This window comes from Thauera butanivorans, assembly GCF_048398245.1.
Taxonomy (GTDB): Bacteria; Pseudomonadota; Gammaproteobacteria; order Burkholderiales; family Rhodocyclaceae; genus Thauera; species Thauera butanivorans.
Genome location: NZ_CP183038.1, coordinates 1,054,267 through 1,069,662, shown reverse-complemented (window position 1 = coordinate 1,069,662; position 15,396 = coordinate 1,054,267). Strand labels below are relative to the sequence as shown.

The 15,396-nt window shown below is 63.2% G+C and carries 14 protein-coding genes; 2 read left to right on the top strand and 12 right to left on the bottom strand.

Translation table 11 applies throughout. The features are described from left to right. Positions 1 to 283 precede the first annotated feature (283 nt). Positions 284 to 565 (top strand): DUF1778 domain-containing protein, encoded by a 282-nt coding sequence (locus tag ACNQFN_RS05110; RefSeq protein WP_418648187.1) that lies wholly within the window; start codon positions 284 to 286, stop codon positions 563 to 565. Beyond that, a complete protein-coding gene (locus tag ACNQFN_RS05105) occupies positions 562 to 1,053 on the top strand; it encodes a GNAT family N-acetyltransferase (protein WP_418648186.1) in 492 nt (163 codons plus the stop codon). The genes ACNQFN_RS05110 and ACNQFN_RS05105 overlap by 4 nt, the downstream gene beginning before the upstream one ends. A 198-nt stretch (positions 1,054 to 1,251) precedes the next feature. Here ACNQFN_RS05105 and ACNQFN_RS05100 read toward each other — a convergent pair whose 3' ends face one another. The 12 genes from ACNQFN_RS05100 to tssF form a co-directional block, all read right to left on the bottom strand. Beyond that, on the bottom strand, positions 1,252 to 2,271 hold the full coding sequence (locus ACNQFN_RS05100; RefSeq protein ID WP_418648185.1) for an MBL fold metallo-hydrolase: 1,020 nt from the start codon (positions 2,269 to 2,271) through the stop codon (positions 1,252 to 1,254). A 168-nt stretch (positions 2,272 to 2,439) separates the two neighbouring features. Next, on the bottom strand, positions 2,440 to 2,790 hold the full coding sequence (locus ACNQFN_RS05095) for a hypothetical protein (protein ID WP_418648184.1): 351 nt from the start codon (positions 2,788 to 2,790) through the stop codon (positions 2,440 to 2,442). A gap of 101 nt (positions 2,791 to 2,891) precedes the next feature. Further along, positions 2,892 to 3,362 carry a type VI secretion system baseplate subunit TssE gene (tssE, locus tag ACNQFN_RS05090; protein WP_418648183.1) on the bottom strand — a complete coding sequence of 157 codons (471 nt, stop codon included), beginning with the start codon at positions 3,360 to 3,362 and terminating at the stop codon, positions 2,892 to 2,894. Between the two features lie 8 nt (positions 3,363 to 3,370). Next, positions 3,371 to 4,096 carry a type VI secretion system-associated protein TagF gene (gene tagF / locus ACNQFN_RS05085; RefSeq protein ID WP_418648182.1) on the bottom strand — a complete coding sequence of 242 codons (726 nt, stop codon included), beginning with the start codon at positions 4,094 to 4,096 and terminating at the stop codon, positions 3,371 to 3,373. Next, positions 4,093 to 4,911, bottom strand: coding sequence for a PP2C family protein-serine/threonine phosphatase (locus ACNQFN_RS05080; protein WP_068639219.1), 819 nt, complete (start codon positions 4,909 to 4,911; stop codon positions 4,093 to 4,095). The genes tagF and ACNQFN_RS05080 overlap by 4 nt, the downstream gene beginning before the upstream one ends. Continuing rightward, positions 4,911 to 6,698 carry a type VI secretion system-associated FHA domain protein TagH gene (gene tagH, locus ACNQFN_RS05075; RefSeq protein WP_418648181.1) on the bottom strand — a complete coding sequence of 596 codons (1,788 nt, stop codon included), beginning with the start codon at positions 6,696 to 6,698 and terminating at the stop codon, positions 4,911 to 4,913. The genes ACNQFN_RS05080 and tagH overlap by 1 nt, the downstream gene beginning before the upstream one ends. Positions 6,699 to 6,721: 23 nt before the next feature. Next, positions 6,722 to 7,291, bottom strand: a complete 570-nt coding sequence (locus ACNQFN_RS05070) for a hypothetical protein (RefSeq protein ID WP_418648180.1) — start codon at positions 7,289 to 7,291, stop codon at positions 6,722 to 6,724. Beyond that, on the bottom strand, positions 7,272 to 9,323 hold the full coding sequence (locus tag ACNQFN_RS05065) for a protein kinase domain-containing protein (protein ID WP_418648179.1): 2,052 nt from the start codon (positions 9,321 to 9,323) through the stop codon (positions 7,272 to 7,274). Before ACNQFN_RS05065 ends, ACNQFN_RS05070 begins: the two co-directional genes overlap by 20 nt. 2 nt (positions 9,324 to 9,325) lie before the next feature. Next, positions 9,326 to 9,649, bottom strand: a complete 324-nt coding sequence (locus tag ACNQFN_RS05060) for a hypothetical protein (RefSeq protein ID WP_418648178.1) — start codon at positions 9,647 to 9,649, stop codon at positions 9,326 to 9,328. Then, a complete protein-coding gene (gene tssH, locus ACNQFN_RS05055; protein WP_418648177.1) occupies positions 9,633 to 12,470 on the bottom strand; it encodes a type VI secretion system ATPase TssH in 2,838 nt (945 codons plus the stop codon). The genes ACNQFN_RS05060 and tssH overlap by 17 nt, the downstream gene beginning before the upstream one ends. 7 nt (positions 12,471 to 12,477) lie before the next feature. Next, positions 12,478 to 13,512: a type VI secretion system baseplate subunit TssG gene (gene tssG, locus ACNQFN_RS05050; protein WP_068639223.1), complete on the bottom strand. Its 1,035-nt coding sequence runs from the start codon at positions 13,510 to 13,512 to the stop codon at positions 12,478 to 12,480. Next, the gene (gene tssF / locus ACNQFN_RS05045) at positions 13,505 to 15,373 is read right to left on the bottom strand and encodes a type VI secretion system baseplate subunit TssF (RefSeq protein ID WP_418648176.1); all 1,869 of its coding nucleotides are present in this window, start codon (positions 15,371 to 15,373) and stop codon (positions 13,505 to 13,507) included. The genes tssG and tssF overlap by 8 nt, the downstream gene beginning before the upstream one ends. Positions 15,374 to 15,396 lie beyond the last annotated feature (23 nt).

Below are 15,396 nucleotides of genomic sequence, written 5' to 3'. Positions count from 1 at the left end.
TACCGCATGGTCATCGCCAAGGCAGTGGTTCAGCAGTTTGGCTCAGGCGAAAGCTTTCTACAGCGGCAAATAGCTTGACTATCTGCCGTAGGCACCTGGAACTTTCGCACGCGAAAGATTTTTCTAATCTAGTCTTGTAATGTTGTATGTCGTTGTATTACAACATACAACATCTTACATATCGGCTTTGCTGTCATCCCCTGCGCTTGTAGGCTTTGCAACCTACCCGAGCACCTTGTTTTTACGGCAAACTGCCGTACAATAACAAAAGGAGGATTAGACCATGCCACCAGCCGTTTCCACTGCCCGACTCGAAGCCCGGATCAGCACCGATCTCCACGCGATGCTCAAGCGTGCCGCGGAGTTGCAAGGACGAACCATGACGGATTTCGTAGTGTCTGCCGTGCAGGAGGCCGCTCAGCGGGCCATTGAACAGGCTGAAGTCATCCGCCTGTCGCTAGCGGACCAAAAGCGTTTTGCCGAGGCACTGCTATCGCCGCCGCCGCCGTCGGATGCTCTGCTGCGTGCCAAGGCCCGCCACGCCGAGCTGTTTGGCGCTGAATGAGGGCCGCGCCGTCCAGCATCGTTGCCTTCGATGCAGCGTATGACCGCTCGACCTTCGACTGCGGCTCCGGACCGCTCAACCGCTACCTGCGCGAGCAAGTCACACAGGACATCCGCCGCCGAATAGCAGCTTGCTTTGTTGCCCTGGCTGGTGGACGGAGCGTTGCAGGCTACTACACCTTGTCAACGGCCAGCGTGCCGTTGGCCGACCTTCCATCCGATATCACCTGCAAGTTGCCCCGCTATGCGGCCGTTCCGGCGGTCCGCATGGGCCGCCTGGCGATCGATCAAGCTTTCAAGGGGCAGGGTCTGGGCGGGGCGCTGCTATACGACGCCTTGCGGCGGGCCGCCCGCTCCGAGATTGCCGCCTTCGCTCTTGTCGTAGACGCCAAGGATGACCAGGCAGCCGCTTTCTACCGACATCATGGCTTCATGGAGCTGTCGGCGTCCTCCTTGGCCTTGTTCCTACCTCTGGCGACCGTTCGATAAGTGCCTCCGCCCCGCTTCGTGGCGGGCGCGCTCATAACTGGCAATCCATCCTTACAAAATCCACGCCAGCAAGGATAAGCCTGCCTCGCAAGCGACCGCTCTGGCGCCCGAGACTCGCCCTGCAACGTATTGGCCGAGCAGGATGAATCCCGCGCGGCATGCATTTGTCAGTCTGACGCGGCGTCTGGCACTGCTCTATCAGCGCCCTGCAGCCTGACGCTGGGCAGGCCCAGCCAGCGCCTGCGAATAATCGACCGGCAGCCAGCGATAGCTGGTGTTGCTTACCGATAGGATGCGTCCGATGCCAGGAAACGGCATGTGGGCGCCTGCGACCCAGATACCAGTCTGAGCCGCGCCACGCAAAAGCTTGTTACGGGTGACGCGCGCGGCCTTCTGGTCTACATCGAAGGCGACCGTGATATCGGGATTGGCGAACTGGGTACCGGGGCTGTGCACGATGTCCCCCCAGAACAGCAGCATTTCACCATCCGCGTTGATGAAATAGCCGGTATGGCCCGGCGTATGGCCTCGCAATACGACGCTTTCGATGCCTTCGATGGGTGGCGTGCCGCCTGCGAAAGTATGGAAGCTGCCGCGGGCCTGGTATTCGGCGATGATCCGTCGCAACCCCTGGTCGTAGGGCTGGTCGGTGTTGAGGCGGTCGCCGGAAAGCCAGAAATCGGCTTCGGCCTGGGCCACGTAGAGCTCCGCATTGGGAAAGGCCAGCCCATGCTCGGCAATGAGGCCCCCGGCATGATCGGGGTGGAGGTGCGTCAGAAGGACGGCCGTCACGTCTTCGGGCGCGTAACCGGAGGCGGCAAGGTTGGCTTGGAGCTTTCCAAGCGTGTCGCCCTGCATGGCACCCGCACCAGAATCGATCAGGATGACGCGCTCGCCATCGTCGACCAGAAACGCATTGACCGCGGTCGACACGTTCGCAGGCTGCTTGACGATGCGCAGGGCCCGATCGATGGCGGCCCGAGACGCCCCCTTGAGCTGGGTGCTGGGGATTTCAATGCTGCCATCGTACAGTGCCGTCAACGTGAACCGTCCCAGCCGCATTCTGAAGTAACCGGGCGCCTGGCCATGCCTGTCCGGGGTCGCGGCGCCATCGTCGATCGGCGTTGCTGCTCCCCGGGCCGAACCGTGATCACCGAAGAGATGGGCGCAGCCTGTGACGGACAAGGCCAGCAGCGCGAGAAACAGAGTATGGAACAATCGGTTTTTTCTATTGGAGAGCATGGAAAGAGGGACGATCCGGAATGAGGGGCGGTTGAGAGACAGCTGCAGTCCATCAAAACGCCAAGCAGAGCTTGCGTTCAGCTGACGGGTGCATCCTGCACGCCGGAGCAACTGATGAACAGCCGGTGTACCGACAGACGGATATCATTGTTCATAGGCTGAATTGAGTACTGCCACCGCCTTCTGAATTGCAGCACGAACTGAATATCCATCAATGATCTCTGCGCAGTAAAGTATGGACAACACTTTGTCCTTGCCCGGACCCGTTTCGTCACGAATCACGGCCATTTCACCTTTCGCGCTTTCGTTCTTTACCTGGTCAAGAACATCATCCAGAACATCGATATCACCTTTCATGCGCTGAATGATAGCGGACGCCCATGCATCGCCTTGATCCTTGAGATACGGGTCGCTCTGACTCGCGAGGCAACTGGCTATCGCGTAGCCTTCAATATCGCGCAGCACTCCCGGACGCGAGGAGTCGACGGGCTCCATTCTGGCTGCACAACCCACCACGACCGAACACAGCAGCGGCAATATTGTTCTCCTCATGGCAACTCCCAAAACGCGCCACGTGAGGTTTTCATGCCCCACCCCTACTCCCCACTCAGCGAAACCAGGCCGTTTTCGATATCCCACTGCGCGCGCACGGATAGCTCCAGCGGATACGGCTCGAACCAGAACGCCAGCCGGATTCGAAATACCAGCTGGCTCCGAACGGCTTGTTCGCTATCCGCCAGCAAGGCCACCGACAGGCTTTCAGGCAGCACCCTCGGTTCGTATGTGAGGATTGCCTTCTCGATGTCCTGGGCCAACTTCGTCAACTCCCGCTCGGTCAGCGTCATGCCGGTGCTGCAGGGGATGCCGTAGTTCAGCACGGAACGGCTGGCCTCGGCATGCTTGGCGAACGACGTTTGCTCCCTGGGCGCCACGCTGCACAGCAGCCACTGCAAGTCCCGCAGCACCGACTGTTGATACGCCTGCCTGGACATCCCTCCTTTTCCGTTTTCAGGCGATTCGACCAGACGGTCGAGCAATGTCGGCAAGAAGCGATCGCTACGGCTCATCCGGGGCCTTACTCCCAGTCCGCCCGATGCCGTCCTGGCCTTTCGGCCCAGCCAGCCATCAACAATTCGAACAAATCCTCATCCGGAGCGCCGTTATGGATGATCTGGCGGGGCGGCTGACGGGGCGAAGGCTCCGCCCACCAGAAGCTGCGCCCCTTGCGCTCGGTGAAACGTTCGGCCAGATCCGGCCAGGAAAACCAGTTCGGATTGGCGCCTGTCGCAATCCCCAGGTCGGCCAGGATGTCGCCGGCAGAGTCTCCTTCCCGCCTCTGGGTACCGTCTGCCTCCAAAGCTGCCTCCAGTCCGGACTGGATCGCATCGACACTCAAATCGCCTCGAATGACTTGCCTCAACAAGGCTTCCACCTCGAACAGCCAGCGGCTCCGGGGCGGCAGGTGCTCCGTCATCCTTGCTCCGTCCACCGAGCGCAGAGCCAGCACCGGCGAGCAACGGCCGATTCGATCCACGCTGGGCGCGACGCAACCCACCAATGGGCGTGCATCCCAGATATGTGCATTCATGGCGAAGTGCCATACCGGTGCCAGTTGGTATGCGGCTTTCCAGGCCTCCCCATGCCTCTCCGTCAAGCGCCCCATCCCCCCCGCACACCATGCATGTACATGCTCGCGAAGCGCCAGTGGCAATCCCCGTCCCGCAAAATCTCCGAGCACGGGCAGTTTGCCAAACCACCCCACCAGCGGGGGTTTGCCCCAGCGCATCGAGGAAAAGCTCATGCCTGCCATGCGACCCGTCCCACGTCCTTCTCTCCCAAGTCCAGGATGCGAGTGACTTCGATGCGCTTCCCTACCCAGACGGCCAAAGCACTGAAGTTATCCATGTCCGACTCGCACGCTGGCCGCTTGATACGCGACAGCATGCGTTTCACCCATTCTTCGGGAGTGGCTGCTCCCCTCAGTTCCTCTTCCATGACCGCTTCAGGCAATGCGTCCCAAAACCCGTCGCTGCAAAGCAGGAAGACATCGCCTTGCAATACCGGTAGCGGCGAATCGCAAACGGCTGTCGGTGGCGTCTCCGGCGACCCCACGGCAGCATAAAGTGCATTGCGCTCCTGCCGGCCACGCAGATCTCCCCGCACGAACCCGGCATCGATCATCGCCTGCAATACGCTGTGGTCGTGCGACAGTTTGTGCGCCCTGCCGTTTCGGAACAGGTAAATGCGGCTATCACCCAATTGGCACCAGGTTGCACGCCCAGTCTCGGTACTGATCAAAAGCGTTGCCACCGTGGTATTCATCTCGCCGCAACCGGGATGACGCTCACGCGCCGTTGCAAGTGCGCCACGCGCAACCGCGATCGGCCAGGCCGCATCCATGCAGCGAGCGGCGGGCGCAGTCTGGAAGCAGCGCAGCACTTCGCTCACTACCGCCCGAGACGCTTCAGCTCCGCCCTCGTAGCCACCAGCGCCATCCGCCAGAGCAAAACAACCAATATGTTCATTGGCGCAAAAACCGATGAAATCCTGATTGTTCTCTCGGCTCCCCAGTTCCGTGCAGTGGGCGATGGACAAGTGCATCATGGGATCTTTCATCAGAGCGCCTCGCGTTTCTGCTTTCCGCCTGCCCGGGCGTTCTCCTCATAGGCGTCGACGAACGCGGCACCGAAAAACTCCTGGAAGCGATCCACCGCCTGTTCCCGCGTGTTCTCGAAATAGCGCCCGTAAGCGTCCCACAGCCGCGCCTTGCGCCCCATCGACAGCAGGTTGTCGATCATGCCATGGGTATCGGCATTGCGTGTGATCGTCTCCGGATCGAAACGCTCCAGCACCAGAGACAGTGCAGACCGCATGCCTGAAACCACACCGATCTGATGGCTCAGCAGATCGGCAAAAGCTTCGTGCACCGCATCCTCCGCCCCCATGAAGCCCGGATACTCACGGCCGAGCAGATACATCAATGCGACATCGGCATCCGGGGAGAATTTCAGCGGATTGTTACGATCGGGGGATATCACCGTGACATTGGCGCGCACTTCGCGCTTGACGGCTGCCCGCGCGGCCATGAGCCGAATCGTGCCGTCGATCGACGTCCGTAGCAGAGCACCCAGTGTGCGCATGAAATCGGCGTCCAGCTTCCGATGCTCCGGCAAATCATCCAGCTCGAGCCCCTCCAGCAGCGCTGCATGCAGTGCCGCCACCTCCCGATTCACCGCATCACCCGCCCCCGTTGCCGCCCCTGCCTCGACTGGGTGCGCAGCCACGCTCTGCTGCGTGCGAACGCCAGAAGGCGCTGGGTCAGATTCGGCTTCCGGCGCGGGAGAAGGCGCTTGAAAGCCTTGCAGCTCGCTTGCCTCTGCGGGAATCGGCGAAACGGCAGCGCCACCATTCCGATGCCCATCAGCATGCTGCGACGACATGCCCATGTCCGGCGCATCGGAACTCGACGGCAGGGCACTCCGATCACTCAGCAGTTCGTCCAGGGCGAAATCCTCAGGGATCAGGAGCGTATTTTCGGTTTCCGCCACATCTCCTTCCTCCCCTTGAGCTTGCTCGCTTTGCATGGCGGGAGCGTCGGGCCCGGTCTCCGAGGAAGCCATTTCAGGCCTATCGGTATCGAGCGAATCTAGAGAAAAGGGCGAATGCAATTCGCTGACGGGGCGAGAAGGAGTCGCGCCGCCGGGCTCTGCGTTTCGATCGCCCGGCACACCGAACAAGTCCTCCACGGCCTCTTCATCGCCGCCAAAAATCGCCAGCGGATCCAGCGCCCCCTCCTCCAGCAACGGGTTGCCGCTTTCCGATAACGGGTCCTTGGTCAACTCATGCGCCAGTTGCCCTGAGCGGCTTTCCTGGTCAAGACCGCTCAACAGTTGCTTGCCGCTCCCTGCAAGATCGGAAAGCCTGATCGTGTTTCTGATGGATGCAAGGCCGAGCGGATCGTCGGACATCAGCGGGCGTGTGCTCCCCTTGTCGAGAATGGCATTGATATCCGCTGCATGCGGGTCCTGCGTTTCATCTCCCGGCAAGTTCGCAGCCATTTCCGGACGGGTACCCTGTTCCCGCTGCGCGGTGATCCGCACCTCGAGCAAATAGCCCCCGATACAGATCTGGTCGCCATGGTTCAAGGTCCTGCTTTCCCCCGGGGCAACGGGAACGTCATTCAACAACGCCGGGTTGGACGCACTGACGTTCGTCAGCAGGTAAGTTCCATGCCGATCCGGCTCGATCATGAGATGCCGCCTGGACAGCAAGCGCATGGGGTCGGGAAGCATCACGGCGTTGTCATCACCGCGCCCGACACTGCCGCCCCCTTCCGGCAGCTGGCGGATGATCGGAAACACCGGAGCAATGTCGTTGTATTTGATTGCTGCTACTTCAAGCATGATCTTTCTCCACAACGCCGTATTCAGCGCGACTCCCAGCGCAAGGTGATGCGCTCGCCCGTTTCGATATAGAACTGCGCCATCATGGGAGGCGTAAGAGGATGTTCGATTCGGATCCGGTGCTCTCCCGGCACCAGTGTGACGATGCGTGCGCTGCCATCCTGTACCAAGCCAATTTCACGTTCATCCAGAAACACGACGCCGCGCACCGGAGCTTCCAGGACCAGTTGCGGCTGCCTCTGAGCCGCCACCTTATCGATACGCATCACCGGCCAGCCACGGTCGCTTATGCCGACTGCGCCACTGGGCTTCGGAAAGACGATGACGCGCTGCAACGCCTCCTTGCCGGCCATCGACCAATCGCCGATTCGCTCCCTGCCCTGCTGCTGCAGCGCCTCGATCCGCTCCCGCACAGCCTCTTCGAGCACCTGATCCACCTGCCCTGAAGCGGCACGCTCGAATGACGGCGCGTCGAACAGGGTCGAACATGCACTCGCCGCACCAAGCATCACCGCGCCATACAAGCACGGCAGAAGACACCGGGCATATGCCGGCCTGGACGGCGTCCGCGCTTCAATCGTTTCCAAAGACATGCCTGATCCGGTAGGTACGACCGGCCTCTATGTCCAGCGTGACATGCTTTGCAGGATGGGTTTCGTTGCGTATCTCGATTTCGATCTGGCCCGGATCGGCCTGGAAACGGACCCGCGGCGGCGTGACACCGACCAGTTCCCCATTGACGAACACATTGCCCCATGGCTCGACGCGGACATCGACCGTGCCCTGCTGCTGTTCGGCAACCACCGGAGTTTCCGGCACGGCATTCTGGGCGTTGGAGACCGGAGCGATCCCATGTTCATCCCCGCCGGCATCAGCCACCACGGTGGGAATCGGCGGATCCGTAGCCATGGGCTGACCGGCAATCATTGGCTGATCCGTGATCATCGGCGGATCGGAGGCAGGCGCTGCCGCCATCGGGGACTCCTGCCCCACGCCGGCACCCTCGCCGCCAGCGCCATGATGGGCTTCAACGGCCTGTGACAAGGAAGGAGTTTCCACCACCTCCGGCGCCTCGGCCGCCTGCAACGGCATGGCAGGCGGGCCGTCACTCGCCATCTGTGCGTCAGCCTGCTGCTCATCGTCGTGGAGCACTTCCGCCTCCGGCAAGGCTGGCGCAGCCGAAACGGCTTGCGGAGCCTCCCTGCCCTCCTTGCCGCCAAGCGCGAATGGCATGCCGGCCGGCGGAGAACCGCTTGCCGCTGTTCGTGCCGACGCCGCCGGGCTGGCTGCCGGCTCCAGCCCATGCAGATCGTCATCACCAGATCGAGTGAACAAATACATCCCGATGAGCGCAGCAAAGAGCAAGGGCACGCCGACCAGCAGCCCGTTACGCTTACGTGCCGGCACCTCGGATTTCAGCTCGCCGACGGGGGAAGCGGTGGACGCAGCGGGCGCTGGCTCATGGGCATCACCGGCGGGCGTCCGCCTGTCCTGCTGTTTCTCTGTCCGGGAAACCGGCGCGGCCTGGTCCACCTCCTTCCCGGACTCCTGCAGTGCCCCCTCCGGCAACGGGATGAGACCGGCAAGCACATCGCTCTCGCGATCCCCGGCCTGCTGCCCCATCCCCGCATCACCAGAAGCGGGGAGGATGGCGTCCTCCTCGGCAGGCATGACCGCCTCCAGCGCCAGCATGCGCTCGTCGGCGGCGGGCTCGACAGCATGCATCAGCTCGAGGAAAGCCTGTACCGACTGCGGACGCTGGTCGGGCGAGACTCGCAAGCCCAGATCGATCGCAGCCAGTAAGGCAGGCGAGATTCCTGGCGGTGCATTTTTCACCAAAGGAAGCAGCGGATCGCGGATGATGCGTGCGACCGATACGGTAGGCATGATCCCGGTGACGACCTGGTAGGCGACGGCAGACAGTGCATACAAATCCGTCCAGGCGCCCTGTGGCGCAACCTTGTGGTCCTCGCTGTATTGCTCGATCGGCGCAAACCCCGGCTTCAGGATGACCGTGGAAACATCCGACTTGTCGACCAGGATGCTGCGCGCCGCACCGAAATCCAGCAGCAAGGGCTGGCCATTCTCGAGCATCAGGATGTTGTCGGTGGAAATGTCGCGGTGATAGCAGTCCGAACCGTGCAACTGCGCCAGGCCATCCAGCAGCGGCATCAGGAATGCTTCCAGGCCGGCACTGTCCTCGATGCGGAAGCCTTCCTGGATCAGTTCGCTCAGCGGCCGCCCAAGGTAGAACGGCATCACCATGTAGGCCGTGCCCTGCTCTTCCCAGAAACGCAGGATCTCGACCAGCGCAGGATGCTTGAAACGCGCCAGCATGCGCGCCTCCGAGACGAAGCAGCGCAAGCCCTTCTCGAAGGTCTCGCGCTGGCGCTCGGAGCTGGCAACCACCAGCCCATCATCCCGGCGCGTGGCATGGCTGACCGGCAGGTACTCCTTGATCGCGACCTCACGCTCGAGCAAGGTGTCATAGGCCCGGTACACGATGCCGAATCCGCCTTCGCCGATCACCGACCTGATCTCGTATTCCTGCACGCGCGCGCCGACCGGCAGCGCGTTTACCGGAGCCAGGCGCTGAGCGGCGCCACGCGACTGTATCGTATCCATATTCAACGCCTGACGGAGGCCGGAGGCGATCCGCTCGAATCTGTTGGCCTCTTCATTCCATTTCTGATGAAAAGAACCATTGCAAGAATAATGCTCGCCAGGACGAGCCCCAAACCGAGACCAACGGCAACTTCCAGATCCGCTGTACTTTCACAACAATCTGCGCCCAGGAAATCTGCCAAAAGATTCCACGCAGAATCCGGGATGGTAATGAACCAAAGCGCAGGCGCCCTCAGCCAGACTGCCGCAAATGCGATACTGAGAAACACCAGCCACAAGAACATGAAACCTCTTTCAAAGGCCGGCATTTCAATCTTCCATTGCATCAAACATCGTGGCTTCCGGTGACTCCGTCTTGACCTCCGAAGGAGCATTTTGCAATGCAGTACTCCCCTGGGCTGGCCGCGTACGAACATCGACCACGAATGCGCCCCCCTCGGCCGACAGGCGCACGTGTTCGAGCGTACGTCCGGAAATCATCGCCTCGAGCGCATGCCGGCTGATCTCGGGCAGCACGGTATTGGTCAATACCGCATCGATCATCCGTCCGCCCGAATCACTGACATGGCAGCGCTCGAGCACGCAGCGGATCGCTTCGTCGTCATACTCCAGCACCGCACCGTGATTGCGCTCGATGCGCGCGCGTACCCGCTCCAGTTGCAGGCGGACGATCGCCGACAAGGTTTCCGCTGCCAGCGGCACATAGGGCACCACCACCAGGCGCCCCAGCAAGGCAGGCGGAAACACCTCCAGCAGCGCCGGCCGGAGCGCCCCATCCAGTGCCTCGGCGCTGGGGGGCTGCGGCCCGTTCGCGCACAGATGGTCGATGATCTCGGTACCGACGTTCGAGGTCAGCAGGATCACGGTATTGCGGAAGTCGATTTCCCGCCCCTCGCCGTCTTCCATCCGCCCCTTGTCGAACACCTGGAAGAATATCTCGTGGACATCCGGATGCGCTTTCTCGATTTCATCGAGCAGGATCACGCTGTAGGGACGGCGGCGAACCGCCTCGGTCAGCACACCGCCTTCGCCATAGCCGACATAACCCGGCGGCGCGCCCTTGAGCGTCGATACGGTATGCGCCTCCTGGAACTCGCTCATGTTGATGGTGATCAGGTTCTGCTCACCGCCATACAGGTTCTCCGCCAGCGCCAGCGCCGTCTCGGTCTTGCCAACGCCGGAAGGGCCGCACAGCATGAACACGCCGACCGGCTTGCGCGGGTCCGACAGCTTCGCCCGCGCAGTCTGGATGCGGCGCGCAATCGCCTCCAGGCCCTCGCGCTGGCCGATGACGCGGCGCCCGAGGCTGTCGGCCAGCTCGATCACGGCACGGGCCTCGTCACGCACCATCCTGCCGACCGGAATACCCGTCCAGTCGGCAACCACCGACGCGACGACGTGCTCATCGACCGCCGCCGTCACCAAGGGCTGCTCACCGCGGCACTGCTGCAGACGCTGCTCCAGCTCGACCAGACGCGCCCGCCTGGCCTCGGTGCTTTCCGCAGCTTCCTCGTACTCACCGGCCTCGATACTTTCCACGGCTTCCGCCTGCTCATCGGCATTGCCGCCGCTCTCTCCGGCACTCGGCCCGGCCGCGTCCTTGAACAAGGCGCCGCGCAACTCGACGATCTGCGCGACCAGCGCACGCTCTTCTTCCCAGCGCGCCTCCAGCTCCGCCACCCGGGCCTCCAGCCCGACGATCTCCCCATCGAGCCTGGCTATGCGCTCCGCGTGCGACTGTCCTGCCGCCTGCTCGCGCAGCAGCAGCGTGCGCTCATCCTGATGCAAGGCCATCCGGCGCCGCAGATCCTCCAGTTCCCCGGGCGTCGCATGCTGGCTGATCGCAACCCGGGCCGCGGCCGTATCCAGCAGCGCCACTGCCTTGTCGGGCAACTGGCGGGCGGGAATGTAGCGGTGCGACAGGCTCACGGCGGCGCGCACCGCATCGTCGAGAATGCTTACGCCATGATGCCGCTCCAGCGGTGCGACGATTCCGCGCAGCATGTCGATGGCGCGAGCCTCGTCCGGCTCATGCACCTGAACGACCTGAAACCGGCGCGTCAGCGCAGGATCCTTCTCGATGTACTTCTTGTACTCGCTCCAGGTCGTCGCCCCCACCGTGCGCAAGGTACCGCGCGCCAGCGCCGGCTTGAGCAGGTTGGCCGCGTCCCCGGTACCGGCTGCGCCTCCCGCGCCGACCAGGGTGTGAATCTCGTCGATGAACAGGATCACCGGCCTGGCAGCGTGCTGCACCTCGTCGATCAACTGCCTCAACCTCTGCTCGAATTCACCCTTCATGCTCGCACCGGCCTGCAGCAGGCCGATATCGAGGCTGCGCAGTTCGACCTGCGCCAGGCTGGGCGGCACCTCGCCCGCGGCAATGCGCAGCGCGAAACCTTCCACCACGGCGGTCTTGCCGACGCCTGCCTCGCCGGTCAGGATCGGATTGTTCTGCCGCCGGCGCATCAGGATGTCGATGATCTGGCGGATCTCGTCATCGCGGCCGGTCACCGGGTCGATTTCGCCCGCACGTGCGCGCGCCGTCAGGTCGACGGTGTATTTTTTCAGCGCCTCGGCCTTGCCCAGCGCAGCCGGACTCATTGCCCCGGAGCTTTCCCCGGGCGCGGCGAGCGCATCGCCATAGGCACTGGCAGCCGTTTCCGACGAGGCTTCGGGGCTGTCGGCCAGCAATCGACCGAACTCTGCCCCCAGGCGATCGACGTCGATGCGTTCCAGCTGCGGCGCACTTTTCAGCACCACGCTGCGCAAGCGCTTGTCGCCCAACGCGGCGAGCAGCAAATGACCACTGCGCACCGTCGCCGCACCGAAGTTTACCGATGCCTGCATCCAGGCCCGCTCGACCGCGGTATCGATATCGGATGACAGGTCCTCGATGCCGTTCGCACCATTGGGCAGGCGCTCCAGTGCGCGCTGCAGCTCGGCGACGAGACGCCCCGGCTCGACGTCGGCATCGCGCAGGATGCGATGGACGTCGCTGTCGTCGAGTTGCAGCAGCTGGTAAAGCCAGTGGCACAGTTCGACCAGCGGATTACCGCGCAGCTTGGCGAAAACGGTCGCGCCCTCGATACTTTTGTACAGCGTCGGATTGAGCTTGCCGAACAACGATACCCGGCTGATCGTACTCATGATGACCTCATGCTTGAGAATATTGTGGGTTGGCCGACTGCCCCTCGCAGTCCAGGATCAGATCACCACGATCCTGCTTCTGCGCCGACACACCCAGCCAGCTCGTCCACCCCAACCGGGACTGCCCCCCCAGCCTTACGGCGGGAACCTGGTCGGCGCGGAGGATCAGGCGAATATCCCAGGCCAGCTCGAACCCGGTGTAATTCCTGACCCAGTCACGCAGCATGTCGTGCCAGTCAGCTCCTGGCAGGAAGCGTTCATAGGCGGCAAGATCGAGCGGCCCCGCGTGAATGCGGAAGCGATGAAGGCGATCCGGCACCGCGACGCCGCACACTGCGCCGACACCGAGTCGCGATGCATCGCCATGGCCCCCCAGCTCGCTCCGGTCCTCCGGCGACAGCTCCAGCCAGTTCATGACCCATTCTTCAACCCGGAACGTCCATCCGAAGAAGCCGGTCAGGATCGCCGTCAAGCCTTCAGGATTGCGCGTCAGCCGTACCAGATGGCCCGCCATGTGGTGTCGCGCATGACCCGGCACGCGATCCAGCCCCTCGTTGCACGCCTCGCCATGACCCGTGAGGCTGCCGACGTAGCGGCTGAAGGCGTCATCGTCGGGGCGATCCAGGCTGGTGGCCGCCTGTGCGCTGGACCACGCCCGATAAAACAGCAGCGCCGCGCGATGCTGGAAAATATCGAAGAAGGCCTGAAGCCCCTCGTCCTTGTCGATATGCACCGCGTTATGCACATACTCGGTCAGGTGCAAGGGCAAGGGACCGTTCGGGCCGAAGAGGCCGAAGCCCAGTTGGCCAAGGCGCGGACGCCCGAAGTAGTCCTCGTCGTAGCTTGCCAGCGCGGCAGGCGCAAAGCGCATCGACGGCGGCTGGCTGACCCGCAGCACCTCTTCGCTCGCGCGCATCGCCCTGCCCAGGCGCGGAGCCTGCGGGTTCCTGGCCTCGAACCAGCGCAGGGCGTTGAACCAATCGACCTCCCAGGGCGATCCTTCGAGCAATTCGCGCAGCGGCACGACAGTCGCGTCACGCATCCGGACGCCCTCCCCAGCGCGGCGGCCATGCGGCCAGCCTGCCGCGCGTGGTGCTGTGCAGGTTCAACTCGCAGAACATGTTCATCGAAACATGGCGCGACAGGAACTGCTCGAGCACGGCACCGAACAAATAGGGGCTTCCACCGGCGAAAGGCCGCTCGTCGACCGTCACGTCCACCGCGACCCCGCGCCCGAAAACCAGCGGGCCGGCAACCGGCAGGCGGCGGTTCACCGCACGGGCGTGGGTGGCGACGATGGCCTCCGCATGCCGTGCCACCACCGGATCGGCCAGCGCGGCATACAAGCCGAGCAATTCACGCAACAATGCCGCACCGCTGCCTGCATCCATGTCGCGCAGCGCAAGGTAGTTGATCGAAAGATGGCTGATCAGCCGCCACGTCATCTCCCGCTCGGCCACCTGCGGGCGGGGACGGGATGGCCCTTTCACGATCGTGGCGCCGCGCAGCGGCAGGCGGGTATCGACACGCAAGGAGGCGCCTGCAGGCAGAAACAACGGCAGATCCCGGTTCGTCAGCAGCATGTCGACGGCAATCTGCTCGACATGCTCGGGCCAGGGCGCCTCGCGTGTATCCACCAGCGACACGAATACCTCCGAGCCGCGATAACCCGAGCGGCCGCCATCCCGCCTGCCCACTTCCGAAAGCCGGCGCGGCTCACGGCGTGCCGAAAAGAAGGCCTCCGAAGCGCGAGTCGTTTCGCCGACGTGCTTGTAGAACGGCGCAAAGGAGCGCACGGCGTTGTTGCTGCGATCGAAACCATCGATGCCGAACACCTGATAAACCTCGTAGTCCAGCGGACGGGTTCGATCCGGCACGATGTGATGCTCGAGCGCCCCCGGACTCACCGGCAAGCGTTTGCCTGAAGACGGAAAGAGGTTGATGATCGGCGCACAATTGAGCAGCAGGCAGCGGTTGCCCACCACCGGGGCGACCGCCGCAGGATCGCAATCGAGCAGGATGGCGATTTCGAAGCTCTCCGCTTCAAGGCGCGACAGCGCCGTGCCAACACCGCCTATGCTGAAGAACAGGTAGCGCGCCGGAAATGCGAAGTACTCGTGCAGCAAGCGGTAGCCCTGGAACACGCGCGCATCCGTCGGCAGCAAGGCTTGTGCTGCATCGAAGCCCTCCGCGCGCAAGGTGTCCGGTGCAGCGAGCAGCTGTGCCCCGTTGCCGTCAGGCTCGCTGATCACCGCCCCGATCCCGTGCCCCAGCACGGCCTCGTAGAGCAGGCCCGCATCGGGCTCATCGGCCGCGATATGGAAGCACAGGCGATCCGGCAAGGGCCCGAGCGCGGCCTCGGGACGGGTGAACCTCAAGCGGATGCGCAGTACCCCCTTGACTGCCTTCCTTCCGGCCAGGGCGCCGAGCGGCAATCGATCCCCCGGCAGATCGGTCCGCACTTCCAGGATTTCCAGCGGCCACACATCAATGTCGTGCGCAGTCACGAAGCTGCATTCCGTCCGTCCGCCCGCCACGGCATTGGACGTCATGCGGGTGCCGCGCGGCAGCCTTCCGGCACCGCCATCGGCACTGCCGCCATCCACGCTTGCACCATCGAGGCAGGCGATCGCCATGGCGGGCGTCGGCGCCAGATAGTGCGGATAGACGACTTCGAGCAGACGCTGCGAAAAGCGCGGGAATTCGGCATCGATCTTGACGTGAATCCGGGCGGCGAGGAAAGCGAAGCTCTCCAGCAGGCGTTCCACATAAGGATCCGCCACCGTCTCGCCCTGCATGCCGAGGCGGCCGGCCACTTTCGGAAACGCAGCCGCGAACTCGCCCCCCAGCTCCCGCAGGTAGGCAAGCTCACGGTTGTAGTAGTCCAGAAAGCGCTCGTCCATCACGCTTCCCCCACCGGTGCCGC